The organism is Cupriavidus sp. FW305-26 (assembly GCF_058787975.1).
The window spans coordinates 99,920-116,504 of sequence record NZ_JBYTAH010000012.1; the positions used below are offsets into that span (position 1 = coordinate 99,920).

Annotated in this window: 14 protein-coding genes; 9 read left to right on the forward strand and 5 right to left on the reverse strand. The window is 65.3% G+C overall.

The genetic code is table 11. The features are described from left to right. Positions 1-8: 8 nt before the first annotated feature. Positions 9-614 carry a hypothetical protein gene (locus tag AC3WQZ_RS09965; protein WP_011616288.1) on the reverse strand — a complete coding sequence of 202 codons (606 nt, stop codon included), beginning with the start codon at positions 612-614 and terminating at the stop codon, positions 9-11. Between the two features lie 115 nt (positions 615-729). Between AC3WQZ_RS09965 and AC3WQZ_RS09970 the strand changes: the two genes are divergently transcribed. The 6 genes from AC3WQZ_RS09970 (at position 730) to AC3WQZ_RS09995 (ending at position 6,631) form a co-directional block, all read left to right on the forward strand. After that, entirely contained in the window at positions 730-1,803 is a 1,074-nt protein-coding gene (locus AC3WQZ_RS09970) for an AraC family transcriptional regulator (protein WP_492300435.1), read from the forward strand. A 258-nt stretch (positions 1,804-2,061) separates the two neighbouring features. Continuing rightward, positions 2,062-3,636 (forward strand): flavin-containing monooxygenase, encoded by a 1,575-nt coding sequence (locus AC3WQZ_RS09975; protein WP_492300436.1) that lies wholly within the window; start codon positions 2,062-2,064, stop codon positions 3,634-3,636. Between the two features lie 61 nt (positions 3,637-3,697). Then, positions 3,698-4,588, forward strand: a complete 891-nt coding sequence (locus tag AC3WQZ_RS09980) for an SDR family NAD(P)-dependent oxidoreductase (RefSeq protein WP_011616291.1) — start codon at positions 3,698-3,700, stop codon at positions 4,586-4,588. Beyond that, positions 4,585-5,547: an alpha/beta fold hydrolase gene (locus AC3WQZ_RS09985; protein WP_492300438.1), complete on the forward strand. Its 963-nt coding sequence runs from the start codon at positions 4,585-4,587 to the stop codon at positions 5,545-5,547. Before AC3WQZ_RS09980 ends, AC3WQZ_RS09985 begins: the two co-directional genes overlap by 4 nt. Before the next feature lie 47 nt (positions 5,548-5,594). Continuing rightward, positions 5,595-6,470 (forward strand): metal-dependent hydrolase, encoded by an 876-nt coding sequence (locus AC3WQZ_RS09990; RefSeq protein WP_058697435.1) that lies wholly within the window; start codon positions 5,595-5,597, stop codon positions 6,468-6,470. Then, positions 6,467-6,631: a rubredoxin gene (locus tag AC3WQZ_RS09995; protein WP_035817912.1), complete on the forward strand. Its 165-nt coding sequence runs from the start codon at positions 6,467-6,469 to the stop codon at positions 6,629-6,631. Before AC3WQZ_RS09990 ends, AC3WQZ_RS09995 begins: the two co-directional genes overlap by 4 nt. A gap of 107 nt (positions 6,632-6,738) precedes the next feature. Here AC3WQZ_RS09995 and yidC read toward each other — a convergent pair whose 3' ends face one another. The 4 genes from yidC to rpmH form a co-directional block, all read right to left on the reverse strand. Beyond that, positions 6,739-8,406, reverse strand: a complete 1,668-nt coding sequence (gene yidC, locus AC3WQZ_RS10000; protein WP_011616294.1) for a membrane protein insertase YidC — start codon at positions 8,404-8,406, stop codon at positions 6,739-6,741. 21 nt (positions 8,407-8,427) lie between these two features. Then, positions 8,428-8,739, reverse strand: a complete 312-nt coding sequence (gene yidD, locus AC3WQZ_RS10005; RefSeq protein WP_010811372.1) for a membrane protein insertion efficiency factor YidD — start codon at positions 8,737-8,739, stop codon at positions 8,428-8,430. A gap of 10 nt (positions 8,740-8,749) precedes the next feature. Beyond that, positions 8,750-9,187, reverse strand: coding sequence for a ribonuclease P protein component (gene rnpA, locus AC3WQZ_RS10010; RefSeq protein ID WP_492300440.1), 438 nt, complete (start codon positions 9,185-9,187; stop codon positions 8,750-8,752). Positions 9,188-9,320: 133 nt separating this feature from the next. Further along, positions 9,321-9,455, reverse strand: a complete 135-nt coding sequence (gene rpmH / locus AC3WQZ_RS10015; protein ID WP_008650850.1) for a 50S ribosomal protein L34 — start codon at positions 9,453-9,455, stop codon at positions 9,321-9,323. Positions 9,456-10,271: 816 nt separating this feature from the next. Between rpmH and dnaA the strand changes: the two genes are divergently transcribed. From dnaA to gyrB, 3 genes are all read left to right on the forward strand, one after another. Then, positions 10,272-12,038, forward strand: coding sequence for a chromosomal replication initiator protein DnaA (gene dnaA / locus AC3WQZ_RS10020; RefSeq protein WP_011614275.1), 1,767 nt, complete (start codon positions 10,272-10,274; stop codon positions 12,036-12,038). Between the two features lie 367 nt (positions 12,039-12,405). Further along, complete coding sequence (gene dnaN / locus AC3WQZ_RS10025) at positions 12,406-13,521, forward strand: DNA polymerase III subunit beta (RefSeq protein WP_010811375.1); 1,116 nt, start codon at positions 12,406-12,408, stop codon at positions 13,519-13,521. Between the two features lie 229 nt (positions 13,522-13,750). Next, on the forward strand, positions 13,751-16,276 hold the full coding sequence (gyrB, locus tag AC3WQZ_RS10030) for a DNA topoisomerase (ATP-hydrolyzing) subunit B (RefSeq protein ID WP_492300442.1): 2,526 nt from the start codon (positions 13,751-13,753) through the stop codon (positions 16,274-16,276). The last annotated feature ends 309 nt before the right edge of the window (positions 16,277-16,585 follow it).

Here is a 16,585-nt window from a genome sequence, read left to right on the forward strand (position 1 = left end):
GTCGGGGATCAGGCGTGCAGCGCCTTGTAGACGGCCGCGTTCGGGCCGGGATAGCCGCTGCCCGCCCATGCGGCCGGCAACACGTAGTAGCTCACGCTGATGAGCTTGACCAGCACCACCGCGCCGGCATTGAGCGTGGCCAGGCGGCTGGCGCGCCAGCGCGCCAGGAATGCCTGCACCTGCGTGGGCGTGGCCGCGCTCCAGTCCTGGCGGATGCCGGTCAGCGCCCAGCGCAGCGGCATGCTGGCAAGCAGTCCGAACAGCTTGCGCAGCTCGGCTTGCGCGCCCGCGCCCATGGCGGCGCAGGTCGCGTCGATATTGCGCAGCGCGTCCTGCTCCAGGGCCGCGCGCCGCGGCGGCGGCGCTTCGGCCAGCTCGGTGACGATGGCCGGCAGCAGCGCGCGCAACATCGCCACGTCTTCCGGTCGCAGCCAGGTCATGCCGGCCTGCGGCGCGGGATGGGCCGATGAGCAGCCGGCCAGCGACGGCACCAGCGCGGTACAGGCCAGCGCGGCCGAGAAGCCGAGGCCGACTTTCAGGAAGCCGCGCCGCGTCAGCGCGTGCAGCGCCTCGGCATCGGCATCCGCACGGCGGTGTGGATGATTGGGGGCCATGTTGTCTCCTTGCGTCGGTCTCCTGTATTCAGGCGGGGGCAGGCCCGCATTGACGCTACCCGGAGTATGGATAAAGATCGGTGCCCGGTCTTGATCCCGCACGACAGGTGATTTGATGCCACGCGCCAACCTGCCCGACGGCGGTGCCAGTGGTATGCAAGCGGGCACCGCATTGGGCACCGTCTCGCTCGCCTACCTCCGCGCCGTGCTCGACCACGGCGCGCGCCAGGGCATTGCCCCGGCCGACCAGCTGCGCGCCGTCGGCGTGCCGCCCGAGCTGCTGCACGCCACCGGTGCGCAGACCGCCACGCGCATTCCCGGTGCCGCCTATCTGGCCCTGCTCGACTGGCTGGAGCAGGTCACCGGCGATCCCGATGTCGGCCTGCGCGCCGGCGCCGCCTTCGCGCCGCGCCACTATGCCGAGATGGGCTACGTGGTGCTGACCACGCCCACCGTGCGCGACGCCATCCTGCAAGGCATCCGCTATGAGGTGCTGGCCAACGATATCGGCGGCACCCGCCTGATCGAAACGCCGCATGCCGCCTGCATGACCTGGGAAGCCCGGCATGGCCCGCTGTCGCGCCATGCGCATGAGCTGCACATGGCAACCTGGGTGGTGTTCGCGCGCTGGCTGATCGGTGAGCAGCACGTGGCCACCCAGGTGGAATTCCCGCATCCCACGCCGGCCGATACCCGCCTGCATGCCGAGGTGTTCGGCTGCCCCGTGGTCTTCAACGCCGCGCGCCATGCCATGCATATCGAACGGGCCTTGCTGGACCTGCCGTCGCTGCAGGCCGACGCGGGCATGCAGGCGCAGATGACGCGCATCGCCGATACCCAGCTGCAGCAGCTCGCGCCGGCCGGGGCCGACGCCTTGGCGCAGGCGCGTGCCTATATCAGCGGGCGGCTGCCGCAGGGCGAACTGCCGATTGCCGACGTGGCCGCGCACCTGAGCCTGCCCGTGCGCACCCTGCAGCGGCGGCTGCAGGCGCAGGGCATCAGTTATTCACAGCTTGTGGATAACGTGCGGCGCGCGCTGGCGGAGCAGTATCTTGCCGATCCCGGCATCAGCCTGGCGCAGTGCGCGATGCGGCTCGGCTATTCCGAGCAGAGTGCCTTCACCCACGCCTTCAAGCGCTGGACCGGTGAAACGCCGCACGGCTGGCGCCGCAAGGGACAGGCGGCCTAGCGCCTGAATGTTGCGGCCACGCTTTCGTGATCCGCGAAGCCTGAAAAAAATCTCCCGGTTTCAAACACACGACCGAATCCCATGGCGCAAGCGCCTGCGGGGTGGCATCGCCTTGTTTTATGTGCGCGAAACGCCGCTGGAAATCCCTAAAAATTAGAACCATCCTTCAACTCACGGCATTGACCACCTGCCCTGCGCTTCCTACGATGACATCCATCAATGTCACAATAAACACTGTAATAACGGTGAGGAGCGCCCATGAATGCACCCGCGGAGCTGCCGCAGCAGGCATCCCCTGCCCTTGAGCACACAGACATTGCCATCATCGGCAGTGGCTTTGCCGGCCTCGGCATGGCGATACGGCTGCGCGAGCGCGGCGAGCGCAACTTCCTGATCTTCGAGAAGGCCGGCTCCGTCGGCGGCACCTGGCGCGACAACCATTACCCGGGCTGCGCCTGCGATGTGCAGTCGCACCTGTATTCCTTTTCATTCGCGCCGAACCCGGACTGGTCGCGCATGTTCTCGACCCAGCCGGAGATCCGCGCCTACCTGGAAGGCTGCACCGACCGCTTCGGCCTGCGCCCGCACCTGCGGCTGCACCATGAACTGCGCCACGCCGCCTGGGACGAGGCCGCGCAGGTGTGGCGCCTGGAGATGGCAGACGGCAAGGTGGTGCGGGCGCGCGTGCTGGTCTCCGGCATGGGCGGGCTGAGCCGGCCTTCCTACCCCAATATCCCGGGGCTGGATTCGTTCGAGGGCGAGTGCTTCCACTCGCAGCACTGGAACCACGCCTATGCGCTCGCCGGCAAGCGCGTGGCCGTGATCGGCACCGGCGCCAGCGCGATCCAGTTCGTGCCGCAGATCGCGCCCCAGGTGGCGCAGCTGGACCTGTACCAGCGCACCCCGCCGTGGATCATGCCCAAGCCGGATCGCGAGGTCAGCGCGACCGAGCGCTGGCTGTTCCGCCGCCTGCCGTTCACGCAGACGCTGGTGCGCACCGGCATCTACTGGATGCTGGAATCGCGCGTGCTGGGCTTCGTGCTGCATCCGAAGATCGTGAAGGTGGTGGAGCGCGTCGCACGCCGCCATCTGGCCAGGCAGGTGAGCGACCCCGCCTTGCGCGCAACGCTGACGCCGGACTACACCATCGGCTGCAAGCGCGTGCTGATCTCCAACGACTACTACCCGGCGCTGACACGCGACAACGTGGACGTGGTCACCACCGGCATCGCCCGCGTTGAGCGCGACGCGGTCGTGCTGCGCGACGGCACGCGCCGGCCCGCGGACTGCATCATCCTGGGCACCGGCTTCCATGCCACCGACCCGCTGCCGCGCGGCGTGATCTCCGGCCTTGACGGCGTGGACCTGGTCGATGCCTGGCGCGACGGCGCGCAGGCCTACCTGGGCACCACCGTGGCGGGCTTCCCCAACCTGTTCTTCGTGGTCGGCCCCAATACCGGCCTGGGCCACAGCTCGATGGTGTTCATGATCGAGTCGCAGGTGGCCTACATCGCGGACGCCCTGCAGCAGATGCGCCGCGAAGGCGTGCAGGCGGTGGACGTGCGCGAGCCGGTGCAGCGCCGCTTCAACGAACGGCTGCAGGCGCGGCTGGGCCATGCGATCTGGTCCGCCGGCGGCTGCGCCAGCTGGTACATCGACCCGCGCAGCGGCCGCAACACCACGCTGTGGCCGGGCTTCACCTGGCAGTTCCGACGCGCCACGGCGAGCTTTCGCATGACCGACTACGACCTGTACCCGGTGCGGCGCGCATTGCCGGACGAGACCGCAATGCAGCCCGGGTCGGCCGATATCGCCACGGTCGCTGGTGCCTGACGCACACGCATTCCCCCTGGTTCACACCCAAAAGAACGACATCACCGGAAGGAGACCGGACATGAAGGACTTCCGCAACAAGGTTGCCGCGATCACCGGCGCCGGCTCGGGCATCGGCCGCGCGCTGGCGGTGGCGCTGGCACGGCAGGGCTGCCACCTGGCGCTGTCAGACCGCAACGAGGCCGGGCTGGCGCAGACCGTGGCCCAGGCCATGGCCGCCGCACCGCAGGCCCGCATCACCCAGCACACCGTGGATGTGGCCGACCGCGCCGCGGTCTACGCGTGGGCCGCCGCGGCCGCCGAGGCCCACGGCCGCATCAACCTGATCTTCAACAACGCCGGCGTGGCGCTGTCCAGCACCGTCGAGGGCATGAGCTACGACGACCTGGAATGGATCATGGGCATCAACTTCTGGGGCGTGGTCTACGGCACCAAGGCCTTCCTGCCGTACCTGAAGGCCAGCGGTGACGGCCACGTGGTCAATACGTCGAGCATCTTCGGCATCTTCGCCCAGCCCGGCATGGGCGCCTACAACGCCAGCAAGTACGCGGTGCGCGGCTTCACCGAATCGCTGCGGCAGGAGCTGGACCTGATGGACTGCGGCGTGTCGGCCACCACCGTGCACCCGGGCGGCATCAAGACCAATATCGCCCAGGCCAGCCGCGTGTCATCCAGCGTCAACGGCTTCCTGGTGCGCGACGCGCAGCACGGCAAGGATGAGTTCGAGAAATTCTTCATTACCTCGCCCGACAAGGCCGCGCGCGTGATCCTGGAAGGCGTGCGCCGCAACCGCCGGCGCGTGCTGATCGGACCCGACGCCTACGCCGCCGATGCCATGGCGCGGCTGCTGCCCGCCGCCTACCAGTCGCTGGTGGTGCGCGAGACGCGCCGCAAGCGCGATCTGGGCCCGGTTGCGGCACCGGCCTCGGTCGGCCAGGGAGAGCGCCCGTGAACCGGCTCGCGATCGAACAGGATGCTGCGCTGCTGGCGCCACCGGGGGCGCTGACGCGCTGGTTCGGGCAGGGCCGCGTAGGGCTGTTCAGCCTGTCGCGCGCCATGCTGGCGCAGCGCCATGCGCTGCCGGCCTCGCGCTGGGTGCGCGTGCTGGATGCGATGGTGCACTACACCGACGAAGGCCCCGCCGACGGCGAGACCCTGGTGCTGATCCACGGCTTCGGCGCTTCGCTGCATACGTGGCAGGGGATCGTGCCGGCGCTGGCGCAGCGCTACCGCGTGCTGCGGCTGGACCTCGCCCCGTTCGGGCTGACCGGGCCGCTGCGCGATGCGCGCGGCCGCATCGAAACCATGGACGTGCACCGCTACCGCGACTTCATCGATGCCTTCCTGGCCGCGGTGAACGTGCGCCGCGCCAGCATCATCGGCAACTCGCTGGGCGGGCTGATCGCGTGGGACCTGGCGGTGCGCCGGCCCGATGCGGTCGACAAGCTGGTGCTGATCGACGCCGCCGGCTTCCCGATGCGGCTGCCGATCTACATCGACCTGTTCCGCCATGCGCCGGTGCGCTGGTCGGCACCGTGGATGCTGCCGGAGTTCATCATCCGCGCCGCCACGCGCGACGTCTATGGCGATGCTTCACGCGTGCCGGAGTCCACCTTCCGCCGCTACGTCGATTTCTTCTACGCCGAAGGCAGCCGCGAGGCCGTCGGCAAGATGGTGCCCAGGCTCGACTTTGCCCAGCTTGATACCCACCTGCTCGGCAGCGTGCGCGCGCCCACGCTGGTGCTGTGGGGAGAGCGCGACCGCTGGATCCCGCCCGCGCACGCGCAGGCCTTCACCGAGCGCATCCCCGGCGCGCAGCTGCGCCGCTACGCGGGGCTTGGCCATGTGCCGATGGAAGAAGACCCGCAACGCGTGGCCGCAGACCTGCTGCCGTTCCTGGCCGCCCAATAAATCCCCGCCGGCGCAACACGCGCCGGCCGTCACCCAAGGAGACCGCCATGATGCCAGTCCGCCGCGACGTGCATCCCCACCTGCCGCCAGAACGCATCAGCGACTGGCACGAACGGGGCCGTCACGTCACCCATTTCATCAACGCGCTGTCGATCTTCTTCCCCGCCGGGGAGCGCTTCTTCATGGACAGCGTGCGCAACTACCGCGACCAGGTGAAAGACCCCGAACTGAGCCGCGCCATCGCCGGCTTTATCGGCCAGGAAGCGATGCACACGCGCGAGCACATCCTCTACAACCGGCTGATGGAAGACGCCGGCCTGCCCGCCGCGGCGCTGGACCGCTCGGTGTGGAAGCTGCTGGACCTGCTGCGCAAGATCCTGCCCAAGTCCTGGCAGCTGGCCCACACCATCGCGCTGGAGCACTACACCGCGATGCTGGCCGGCGGCCTGCTGCAGGATCAGCGCCACATGGGCGCGGCCTCTGAGACCGGCTACCGGCAGGTGTGGACCTGGCACGCACTGGAAGAAACCGAGCACAAGGCCGTGGCCTACGATGTCTGGAACACGGTGATGAAGCCCGGCCCCTACCGCTACTTCCTGCGCACCTTCACCATGCTGACCACCACGGTGACGTTCTGGGCCATGGTGTTCGTGTTCCACATCGCGCTGGTGATGGGCGACAAGGGCTGCCGCAACAAGCTGACCGGGTTTGGCGGCGTGCTGCGCTTTTTGTGGGCCTCGCCCGGCGTGCTGCCCAAGATGATCCCGGAATGGCTCAGCTACTTCCGCCCGGGCTTCCATCCGTGGGACGACGACAACCGCGCCGAGCTGGCGCGCATCGCCCCGCTGGTCGAAGAGATCGAAAACACCGCGCGCGCCGCCGGCGTCTCCACCCGTGCACCCTCGCTGCGGGGGGCCGCATGACCATCTGGCAGTGCCGTATCTGTGGATTCGTTTATGAAGAAGCGCTCGGCATGCCCGAGCACGGGATCGCGCCCGGCACACCGTGGGGCGCGGTCCCGCTGGAGTGGAGCTGCCCGGACTGCGGCATGGCGAAAGCGGATTTCGACATGGTTGCGCTATAGGCGGGCGGTGATCAACGAGGGGTGATGGCTGTCAGCGCCCCGATCCATCAAACAAAAAGCCCGGCATCACTGCCGGGCTTTTTTGCTTACCGCAACCTGCAACAGCTTCAGCTCTTCGCCACCACTGCCGCCTTGCCCTTGCCGAGCATGCGGTTGATCTGCCATTGCTGGGCGATCGACAGGATGTTGTTCACCACCCAGTACAGCACCAGGCCCGCCGGGAAGAAGAAGAACATCACCGAGAACACCAGCGGCATGATCATCATAACCTTGGCCTGCACCGGGTCCGGCGGGGTCGGGTTCAGCTTGGTCTGCACGAACATCGACACGGCCATCACGATCGGCAGAATGTAGAACGGATCCGGCACCGACAGGTCATGGATCCAGCCCAGCCACGGCGCGCCGCGCATTTCCACCGACGACAGCAGCACCCAGTACAGCGCGATGAACACCGGGATCTGGATCACGATGGGCAGGCAGCCGCCGAGCGGGTTGACCTTCTCGGTCTTGTACAGCCCCATCATCTCCTGGTTCATCTTCTGCGGGTCGTTCTTGTAACGCTCGCGGATCGACGTCATGCGCGGCTGCAGGTCCTTCATCTTGCCCATGGACTTGTAGCTCGCCGCCGACAGCGGGAAGAACACCAGCTTGATCAGCACCGTCAGCGCGATGATCGACCAGCCCCAGTTGCCCAGGAAGCCGTGCAGCTTCTCCAGCAGCCAGAACAGCGGCTTGGCCAGGATGGTCAGCCAGCCATAGTCCTTCACCAGCTCCAGGCCCGGGGCGATCTTCTCGAGCATGTGCTCTTCCTGCGGGCCGGCGAACAGGCGTGCATCGGTGGTCACCGTGGCGCCCGGGGCCAGTTCACCCAGCGGCTGCTGCACGCCCACGCGGTACAGGTGCGGATCGATCTGCTGGACGTAGAAGCTGTGCTCCTTGCCGGTCTGCGGGATCCAGGCCGAGGCAAAGTAATGCTGCACCATCGCCACCCAGCCATTGTTGGCGGCGGCCGGCACGGTGGCCTTGCCCTTGGCGATGTCTTCGAAGTCGATCTTGTGGTACTTGTCGGCGTCGGTGTAGACGGCCGGGCCGGTGAAGGTGCTGTAGAACTGCGACTGCTCGACCTTGCTGCCGTCGCGCGCCAGTTCCAGGTACAGCGTCGGCGAGACCGGCGCGGCACCCGCGTTGGTCACCGCGAACTTGGTGTCGACCACATAGCTGCCCTTGCGGAACACATAGGTCTTGACCAGCTTCACGCCGTTCTTCTCGGCGGTCAGCGCCACTTCCAGCTGCTCGGCGCCGTCCAGCGTGCGCGGGCCCGGGGCGGCGGTGAACACCGTGGTGTGGTTGGGCAGGTCGCCGCCGATCAGGCCCGAGCGTGCCATGTAGGTGCGCACGTTGTCACGCTCGAACAGCACCACCGGCTTGCCGTCCTTCTCATGCTCCTTGAGCAGCTCCAGGCGCGACACGATGCCGCCGGCGGTGTCGATCTCGGCGCGCACCGTGTCGGTGGTCACCACGACCTTCTCGCCGGTGGGCTGGGCCGCGGCCTGCGGCGCGGCCGGGGCAGCGGTACCCGCTGCGCCTGGCGCCACGTTGGCCTTGGGCACGTCGCCCTGCGCGGCAGCGCCGCTGGCGGCGGGCGCCGAGGCGGCCTGTTGGGTCGTGCTCGGGAAGAACATCGACGCATGGCCTTGGGAGCGCTGCCAGTTGTCGTAGAGCAGCACGAGGGACATCGAGAAGATGACCCAGAGGATGGTGCGTTTGATATCCATGTCTGGCTGTGGTCGGAGAAATCAGGGTCTGGGCAGACGGATCGCAACAGGCGCATGGCCTGCGGCGGCATGGACGGAACGGCCCGCGTGGGTGTCCGGCCTGGCAGTGTCGTCAGCTTCCGTGCCCGGCACGGGATCATACCCGCCTTGGGCGAAAGGATGGCAGCGGCACAGCCGGCAGGCGGCCATCCAGCTGCCGCGCGCGGCGCCGTGATGGATGACGGCGTCGCGGGCGTAGTCGGAACAGGTCGGCAGGAAGCGGCAACGCGAGCCCAGGTAAGGACTCAGGGCGATCTTGTAGATACGCAGCAGGGCTAGCAGGATCGGCTTCATGGCGGGGTGGTCAGGCTGGAAGGCCCGGTGCCTGGCTGGGTGGCGCAGGCGGAGCGGGGTTTGCCGCCGGCGGTGGCGGCAGCGGCCTGGCGGCAATTTCCAGCAAGCTGGTGATTTCCGCCAGGCACGCCTGTCTGACCGCCGCGCGCGTCGCAAATTCCGCGCGCGGGAACCTGGCTTGCAGGCGCAGCAGTACGTCGCGCCCGGCCAGGTGCTCACGGCGCTGGCGGAACAGCTCGCGCGCCATGCGCTTCACCAGGTTGCGCTCAGCGGCGCGCGGCGCGAACTTCTTGCCCACCACCAGGCCAAGGCGGCCTTCCGGCCGGTCATTGGCGCGCACATAGAGCACGAAATGCGGGCTGCGACGCCGGGGCCGCAAAGCAAAAACGGATGAAAACTCATCCGTCTTTGTCAGCCTTGCGGCTTTGGGGAAGGCATGGGCAGACACGCTGGGCAATGCTGGCGAGAGATACTGCTGACTAACTAGCTGAGCCCTGCGGCAAGCTGCCGGCCGTCCCTGAGGTGAGGCGTCAGGCCATGACGGCAACGCAGTGCGCGCCGTCATAGCAGTCGCCCCGGCCTCAGATGGCCAGGCGCTTGCGGCCCTTGGCGCGGCGTGCGTTGATGACGGCACGGCCGCCGCGGGTCTTCATGCGGACACGGAAGCCGTGGGTACGCTTGCGGCGGGTAACGGAAGGTTGGTAGGTACGTTTCATGTTGCACTCTCTGGTTGATCTGGGCGCGCCTGACACCGGCCGGTGCCGGGGTGCCGTGGCCGCCGCGTATGGTTCGCATGGGGCTGCCGCTGGCAAGACACTGCAGCGGGATTGCCGACGATTCTGGTTCTGTCTTGCTGCCGGCCGTGTTTATGCATGTGCAGGTCGCTGACCTGTTAGCAAGGACGGCACGAACAGGCCAGACCCGGCGATGCGCATACGTGATCCCCTGCCGCATCGCAGAACCCGGCATTTAACCGATTTTCTGCGGCAATGTCAAGGCGCAAGACTGTGTGCGCCGGCACAATTGCCACACCCGTCTGTGGCCCGTGGTGCGCCATTGTCCACAAAGGCCAGTGGGTAACTGCAAGTGTCCCGAGGGCCACCTCTACCGCATCCATCCACAGGCGAAGTCCCTGTTTTGCCTGAGATTTCCCCCGTTTCCACACCCCGGAAAGCCGCATCGCACCAAGGGTTGTGCACACAAATCCACTGCATTTGCACAAGTTATCCACAGACTTATCCTTTGTGGATAACTCAGGGGCGGGGGTACAATCCGGGTCCAAACACAACACGGGCTGCGTGGCGCAGGCGCAACCCGGGCCCCCACCGCGGCAACGCATGACTGAACGCACGCCAGTGCGGCGAGCCTGAAGGCTCGCTTGCTGCTGCATTGGCATGCCGCGGAGGCCTCACCGAACGGAATTGATTCCTAATACGGTAAGGATGGCCCGGATCGCGCGGCGTAGATGCTGCTTGTGGCGTGCCGGGGGAACCGCTGATTTGCGGCCGGGTACGATTACCAAAAAACAAACAATGCAAGATTTCTGGCAGGCGGCAGCAGCGCAACTAGAGCGCGAGCTGACGCCGCAACAGTTCAAAACGTGGATCAAGCCGCTGGCGCCCGTTGCGTTCGATGAAGAAACGCACGCGCTGCGCATTGCCGCGCCCAACCGTTTCAAGCTGGACTGGGTCAAGAGCCAGTTTTCGGGGCGCATCACCGCACTGGCCTGCGAGTACTGGGAAGCGCAGGTCAGCGTCCAGTTCGTGCTGGATCCCGCCGCTTCGGGCCGTGCCGCTGCCTATATGCAGCCGGCCCAGCCCGGCATGGGCCCGGGCGGCATGGACGGCCACGCAGCACCGGGTACGGGCATGGGCGGCTATCCCGGCGCCCAGCCGATGGGCGGCCAGGCCATGGGCCAGCCGCCGTTCGCCATGCCCGGCCAGCAGCCCGGCTATGGCTATGGCGAGCCGGTCAGCGCGGCCGGCTACGGCATGGGGCAACCGCCCTATGGCAATCCGGGCAACCCGGGCAATCCGGCCGGCATGCCGTCCGCCGCACCGGTCCCGGCCGGTGCGCGCGGCCAGCCCCACCCTGGCCAGCACGGCCACCAGCCGCACGGCGCCGACATGGGTGAGATCGACGTGGTCCAGATGGACCCCGCCGAAGCCAGCGCCCGCTCCTACCGCGCGCCGCCGCAGCAACCCCAGCAGCAGCCGCACCAGCAGATGGGCGGCGCCACGCCGATGCCCGGCCACCAGCCCAGCGACACGGTGCATGAGCGCTCGCGCCTGAACCCGATCCTGACCTTTGACAACTTCGTCACTGGCAAAGCCAACCAGCTGGCCCGCGCCGCGGCCATCCAGGTGGCCAACAACCCGGGCAAGTCGTACAACCCGCTGTATCTCTATGGCGGCGTGGGCCTCGGCAAGACTCACCTGATCCACGCCATCGGCAACTTCATGTTGCTGGAGAACCCGCGCGCGCGCATCCGCTACATCCACGCCGAGCAGTACGTGTCCGACGTGGTCAAGGCGTACCAGCGCAAGGCGTTCGACGAGTTCAAGCGCTACTACCACTCGCTGGACCTGCTGCTGATCGACGATATCCAGTTCTTCTCCGGCAAGAACCGCACGCAGGAAGAGTTCTTCTATGCCTTTGAGGCCCTGATTGCCAACCGGGCGCAGGTGATCATCACCAGCGATACCTACCCGAAAGAGATTTCCGGCATCGACGACCGCCTGATCTCGCGCTTCGACTCGGGCCTGACCGTGGCCATCGAGCCGCCCGAGCTGGAAATGCGCGTGGCCATCCTGATGAAGAAGGCCGCCGCGGAAAACGTCAACGTGCCCGAAGAGGTTGCCTTCTTTGTCGCCAAGCACCTGCGCTCAAACGTGCGCGAGCTGGAAGGCGCGCTGCGCAAGATCCTGGCGTTCAGCAACTTCCACGGCAAGGACATCACCATCGAGGTGACGCGCGAAGCGCTCAAGGACCTGCTGACTGTGCAGAACCGCCAGATCTCCGTGGAGAACATCCAGAAGACCTGCGCGGATTTCTACAACATCAAGGTCGCTGACATGTATTCGAAAAAGCGCCCTGCCAATATTGCACGGCCGCGCCAGATTGCGATGTACCTGGCCAAGGAGCTGACGCAGAAGAGCCTGCCCGAAATCGGCGAGCTCTTTGGCGGCCGCGACCACACCACCGTGCTGCATGCCGTGCGCAAGATCGCCGACGAACGCAGCAAGGACGCGCAGCTCAACCATGAACTGCACGTGCTGGAGCAAACGCTCAAGGGCTGATGCATGGCCGATGCCCGGGGACCCCCGGGAAGGCGTTTTGAAGGGTCGGCCCCTCGGGGCTGGCATACTGTAGGGTGCGCGCCACGGACATCCCGTGGCGCCTGGGGAATTAACGTCAGCGTCGCCGGGGCAAGTGTCCGGAAAATGGCCACTGATAAGGCTTTGCGGTGAGTCGGGACGGGATGGCAAGTACGGGCAGCGCCAGCGTGGCTTTTTGGGCACAGCTGGCCCCCCGGCCGGTCCCGCCCCGCTTCACCGCAGCGGCTTATCCTTGGTACAATGGCATATTAACTCCTTGATTCCTAAGTGAATTCGGAGTTGTTTGCGTTCTGCGGTCGCCGATTACAAACGACGAAGGATAAATTCAATGCAATTGGTCAAAACCTCGCGAGACAACCTGCTGCGTCCGCTGCAAATCGTGAGCGGCATCGTGGAGCGCCGCCACACCCTCCCGATCCTGGCCAATCTGCTGATTCGCAAGTCCGGGTCCAACGTTTCCTTCCTCTCGACCGACATCGAGATCCAGATCACCACGCACGCCGAATGCGGCGTTGGCAGCGACAGCGTTGCCACCACCGTGGCCGCGCGCAAGCTGCTGGACATCCTGCGCGCCATGCCTGACGGCGACGTGGCCCTGTCGCTCAACGACAAGCGCATGACCGTGCAATCCGGCAAGAGCCGCTTCGCACTGCAGACGCTGGCCGCCGAGGAATTCCCGACCGTTGCCGAAGCCAGCGAATTCAACGCCAGCGTCAGCCTGCCGCAGAAGACCTTCAAGCACCTGCTGGCGATGGTCCACTTCGCCATGGCGCAGCAGGACATCCGCTACTACCTGAACGGCATGCTGCTGGTGGTGGAAGGCAAGAAGGTCATGGCAGTCGCCACCGACGGCCACCGCCTGGCGTACTGCGGCGTTGAGCTTGAGACCGAAGCCGTCGGCGTGGGCGCGCGCCAGGAAGTCATCATCCCGCGCAAGACCATCCTGGAACTGCAGCGCCTGCTGGAAGACAACGACGATCCGGTGCAGGTGCAGCTGGCCGCCAACCAGGTCAAGTTCACGTTCGCCAATATCGAACTGATCTCCAAGCTGGTGGAAGGCAAGTTCCCTGACTTCCAGCGCGTGATTCCCAAGGGCTACAAGAACGCCTTCGCCATCGACCGCGTGCGGCTGCAGCAGGCGCTGCAACGCACCGCGATCCTGACGACCGACAAATTCAAGGGCGTGCGCTGCATCCTCGACACGCACATGCTCAAGATCAGCTCCACCAACGCCGACCAGGAAGAGGCGCAGGAAGAGCTGGAACTCGATTACTCGGGCGACGCGCTCGATATCGGCTTCAACGTGACCTACCTGCTTGACGTGCTTGCCAACCTGAAGAGCGAGCAGGTGCAGGTCAGCCTCGGCGACTCGAATTCGAGTGCGCTGATTACCGTGCCGGAAGACGACAACTTCAAGTACGTCGTCATGCCGATGCGCATCTGATGATCCGGTAACAGGACCAGACCAGACAAGAACCGGAGCAGCAAACGGCACGCAACGACACCCGGCCCAGGCCGGGAAGTCCTGGGGATGACCATCCCGCAGCGGGGGCAGGATCGAAACGACGATCCGCCCCTTTTGCCGTTTTTAGTAACCCGCCATGCGGACCTTTTCGCGCCCCGCCGCTATGCCGGCCCGGCCCGAATTCCGCCATTGCCGTGAGTAGAAAGACATGACCGAACAGCAGAACCCGCAGCAGGAAAACACCTACGGAGCCTCTTCGATCCAGATCCTGGAAGGCCTGGAGGCGGTACGCAAGCGTCCGGGCATGTATATCGGTGATACCTCCGACGGCACCGGCCTGCACCACCTTGTCTTCGAGGTGCTGGACAACTCCATCGACGAAGCGCTGGCCGGCTACTGCACCGAGATCCAGGTCACCATCCACAGCGACAACTCGATCTCCATCGTCGACAACGGCCGCGGCATCCCGCCCCTGGTCAAGTTCGACGACAAGCACGAACCCAAGCGCAGCGCGGCAGAAATCGCCATGACCGAGCTGCACGCCGGCGGCAAGTTCAACCAGAACAGCTACAAGGTGTCTGGCGGCCTGCACGGCGTGGGCGTGTCCTGCGTGAACGCGCTGTCAAAGTGGCTGCGCCTGACCGTGCGCCGCGACGGCCAGGTCCACCTGATCGAATTCGCCAAGGGCGACGTACAGAACCGCATCGTCGAGACCGTGCCCGGCCCCGACGGCCAGCCCGTTGAAGTCTCGCCGATGAAGATCATCGGCGCCACCGACAAGCGCGGCACCGAAGTCCACTTCCTGGCCGACGAAGAGATCTTCACCAACGTCGAGTTCCACTACGAGATCCTCTCCAAGCGCATCCGCGAGCTCTCGTTCCTGAACAACGGCGTGCACATCAAGCTGGTCGACCAGCGCACCGGCAAGGAAGAAGACTTTGCCTTCTCCGGCGGCGTGAAGGGTTTTGTGGAGTACATCAACCGCTCCAAGAGCGTGCTGCACCCCACCATCTTCTACGCCAACACCGAAAAAGACGGTATCGCCGTGGAAGTGGCCATGCAGTGGAACGACGGCTACAACGAGCAGGTGCTCTGCTTCACCAACAACATCCCGCAGCGCGATGGCGGCACCCACCTGACCGGCCTGCGCGCCGCGATGACCCGCGTCATCAACAAGTACATTGAAGAGAATGAAGTCGCCAAGAAAGCCAAGGTGGAAACCACCGGCGACGACATGCGCGAAGGCCTGTCCTGCGTGCTCTCCGTCAAGGTGCCCGAGCCCAAGTTCAGCTCGCAGACCAAGGACAAGCTGGTCTCTTCCGAAGTGCGCCTGCCCGTTGAAGAACTCGTCGGCAAGGCCCTGAGCGACTTCCTGCTGGAAACCCCGGGCGACGCCAAGATCATCTGCAGCAAGATCGTAGACGCCGCCCGCGCCCGCGAAGCCGCCCGCAAGGCCCGCGAAATGACCCGCCGCAAGGGCCTGATGGACGGCATGGGCCTGCCCGGCAAGCTGGCCGACTGCCAGGAAAAAGACCCCGCCCTGTCAGAACTCTTCCTGGTGGAGGGTGACTCCGCAGGCGGCTCCGCCAAGCAAGGCCGCGACCGTAAGTTCCAGGCCATCCTGCCGCTGAAGGGCAAGATCCTGAACGTAGAGCGCGCCCGCTTCGACAAGATGCTGTCCAGCCAGGAAGTGCTGACGCTGATCACCGCACTGGGCACCGGCATCGGCAAGGACGACTACAACCTGGACAAGCTGCGCTACCACCGCATCATCATCATGACCGATGCTGACGTGGACGGCTCTCACATCCGCACCCTGCTGCTGACGTTCTTCTACCGCCAGATGCCCGACATCATCGAGCGCGGCTATGTCTATATCGCGCAGCCGCCGCTGTACAAGATCAAGCACGGCAAGGAAGAGCGGTATATCAAGGACGATGTCGAGCTCAATGCCTACCTGCTGAAGCTGGCGATGGAGAAGGCTGTGCTGGTGCGGCCGGATGGGTCGGAGATCAATGGGGAGGCGCTGACTGAGTTGGCGCGGCAGTATCAGCTGACTGAGGGGGTGATTTCTCGGCTGTCACGTGTTGTTGATACCGACGCCCTGCGTGCGATTGCTGATGGGGTGGCGCTGGATCTGGATAGCGCGGCTGCTGCTGAGGCGTCTGCTGTGGCGCTGAAGGCCAAGTTGGCTGAGATGCATGCCAAGACGTTGATTGGGGCGGCTGTTAATGATGATGGCACCGCTGACGTCTACGCGCAGTTTGATGAGAAGACGGATAAGCATCGGTTGATGATTGCGCGTCGGCATCATGGCAACGTGCGGTTGTCGCATTTGGATGCGGATTTTGTTCACGGTGCTGACTATGCTGCTCTGTCCAACGCGGCCAAGACGTTCCAGGGCCTGACCCCGGAAGGCACCAAGGTGCAGCGTGGCGAAGGTGAAAAGCTGCGCGATCAGACTGTCAACGACTTCCACGGGGCAATGCAATGGCTGCTGGCTGAGGCTGAGCGTGGGGTTTCTCGTCAGCGGTATAAGGGTCTTGGTGAGATGAACCCTGAGCAGCTGTTTGAGACGACGCTTGATGTTACCCAGCGGCGGCTGCTGAAGGTGCAGATTGAGGATGCTATTGCGGCGGATCAGATCTTTACCACCCTTATGGGGGATGAGGTGGAGCCGCGTAGGAATTTTATTGAGAGTAATGCTCTTGTCGCACGAAATATCGACGTCTGACATCTAATGTCGAGTGACAGAATTCGTGGGACTGTGGACACGATTAGTGAAAACTGGTGTCACCAAAATTGAGAATACTCGACGTTAGGTTGAGGGCAAAATCGATGTTTGGTTACGTCAAACGCGGTTTGCGCAGCTGAGATCGACTACTTGCGGACGCGCGTTTGATTTCCGGGTACTCCACCACTATTCAAAAAACCAACCGTTCTTGGTTGGTTTTTTTTCGCCCGTTCCACCAGTGTTGGCGCGGATTCCGGGCCTGACCTCGCGAGCGCCACCCCTGCGAACCCTGCGTTTTCACCCCCGCCG

Bases quoted from the DNA above. Each gene is read 5' to 3' on its own strand.
- AC3WQZ_RS09965 (WP_011616288.1), bottom strand. From the start codon at position 614: ATGGCCCCCAATCATCCACACCGCCGTGCGGATGCCGATGCCGAGGCG.
- AC3WQZ_RS09970 (WP_492300435.1), top strand. From the start codon at position 730: ATGCCACGCGCCAACCTGCCCGACGGCGGTGCCAGTGGTATGCAAGCG.
- AC3WQZ_RS09975 (WP_492300436.1), top strand. From the start codon at position 2,062: ATGAATGCACCCGCGGAGCTGCCGCAGCAGGCATCCCCTGCCCTTGAG.
- AC3WQZ_RS09980 (WP_011616291.1), top strand. From the start codon at position 3,698: ATGAAGGACTTCCGCAACAAGGTTGCCGCGATCACCGGCGCCGGCTCG.
- AC3WQZ_RS09990 (WP_058697435.1), top strand. From the start codon at position 5,595: ATGATGCCAGTCCGCCGCGACGTGCATCCCCACCTGCCGCCAGAACGC.
- AC3WQZ_RS09995 (WP_035817912.1), top strand. From the start codon at position 6,467: ATGACCATCTGGCAGTGCCGTATCTGTGGATTCGTTTATGAAGAAGCG.
- yidC (WP_011616294.1), bottom strand. From the start codon at position 8,406: ATGGATATCAAACGCACCATCCTCTGGGTCATCTTCTCGATGTCCCTC.
- yidD (WP_010811372.1), bottom strand. From the start codon at position 8,739: ATGAAGCCGATCCTGCTAGCCCTGCTGCGTATCTACAAGATCGCCCTG.
- rpmH (WP_008650850.1), bottom strand. From the start codon at position 9,455: ATGAAACGTACCTACCAACCTTCCGTTACCCGCCGCAAGCGTACCCAC.
- dnaA (WP_011614275.1), top strand. From the start codon at position 10,272: ATGCAAGATTTCTGGCAGGCGGCAGCAGCGCAACTAGAGCGCGAGCTG.
- dnaN (WP_010811375.1), top strand. From the start codon at position 12,406: ATGCAATTGGTCAAAACCTCGCGAGACAACCTGCTGCGTCCGCTGCAA.
- gyrB (WP_492300442.1), top strand. From the start codon at position 13,751: ATGACCGAACAGCAGAACCCGCAGCAGGAAAACACCTACGGAGCCTCT.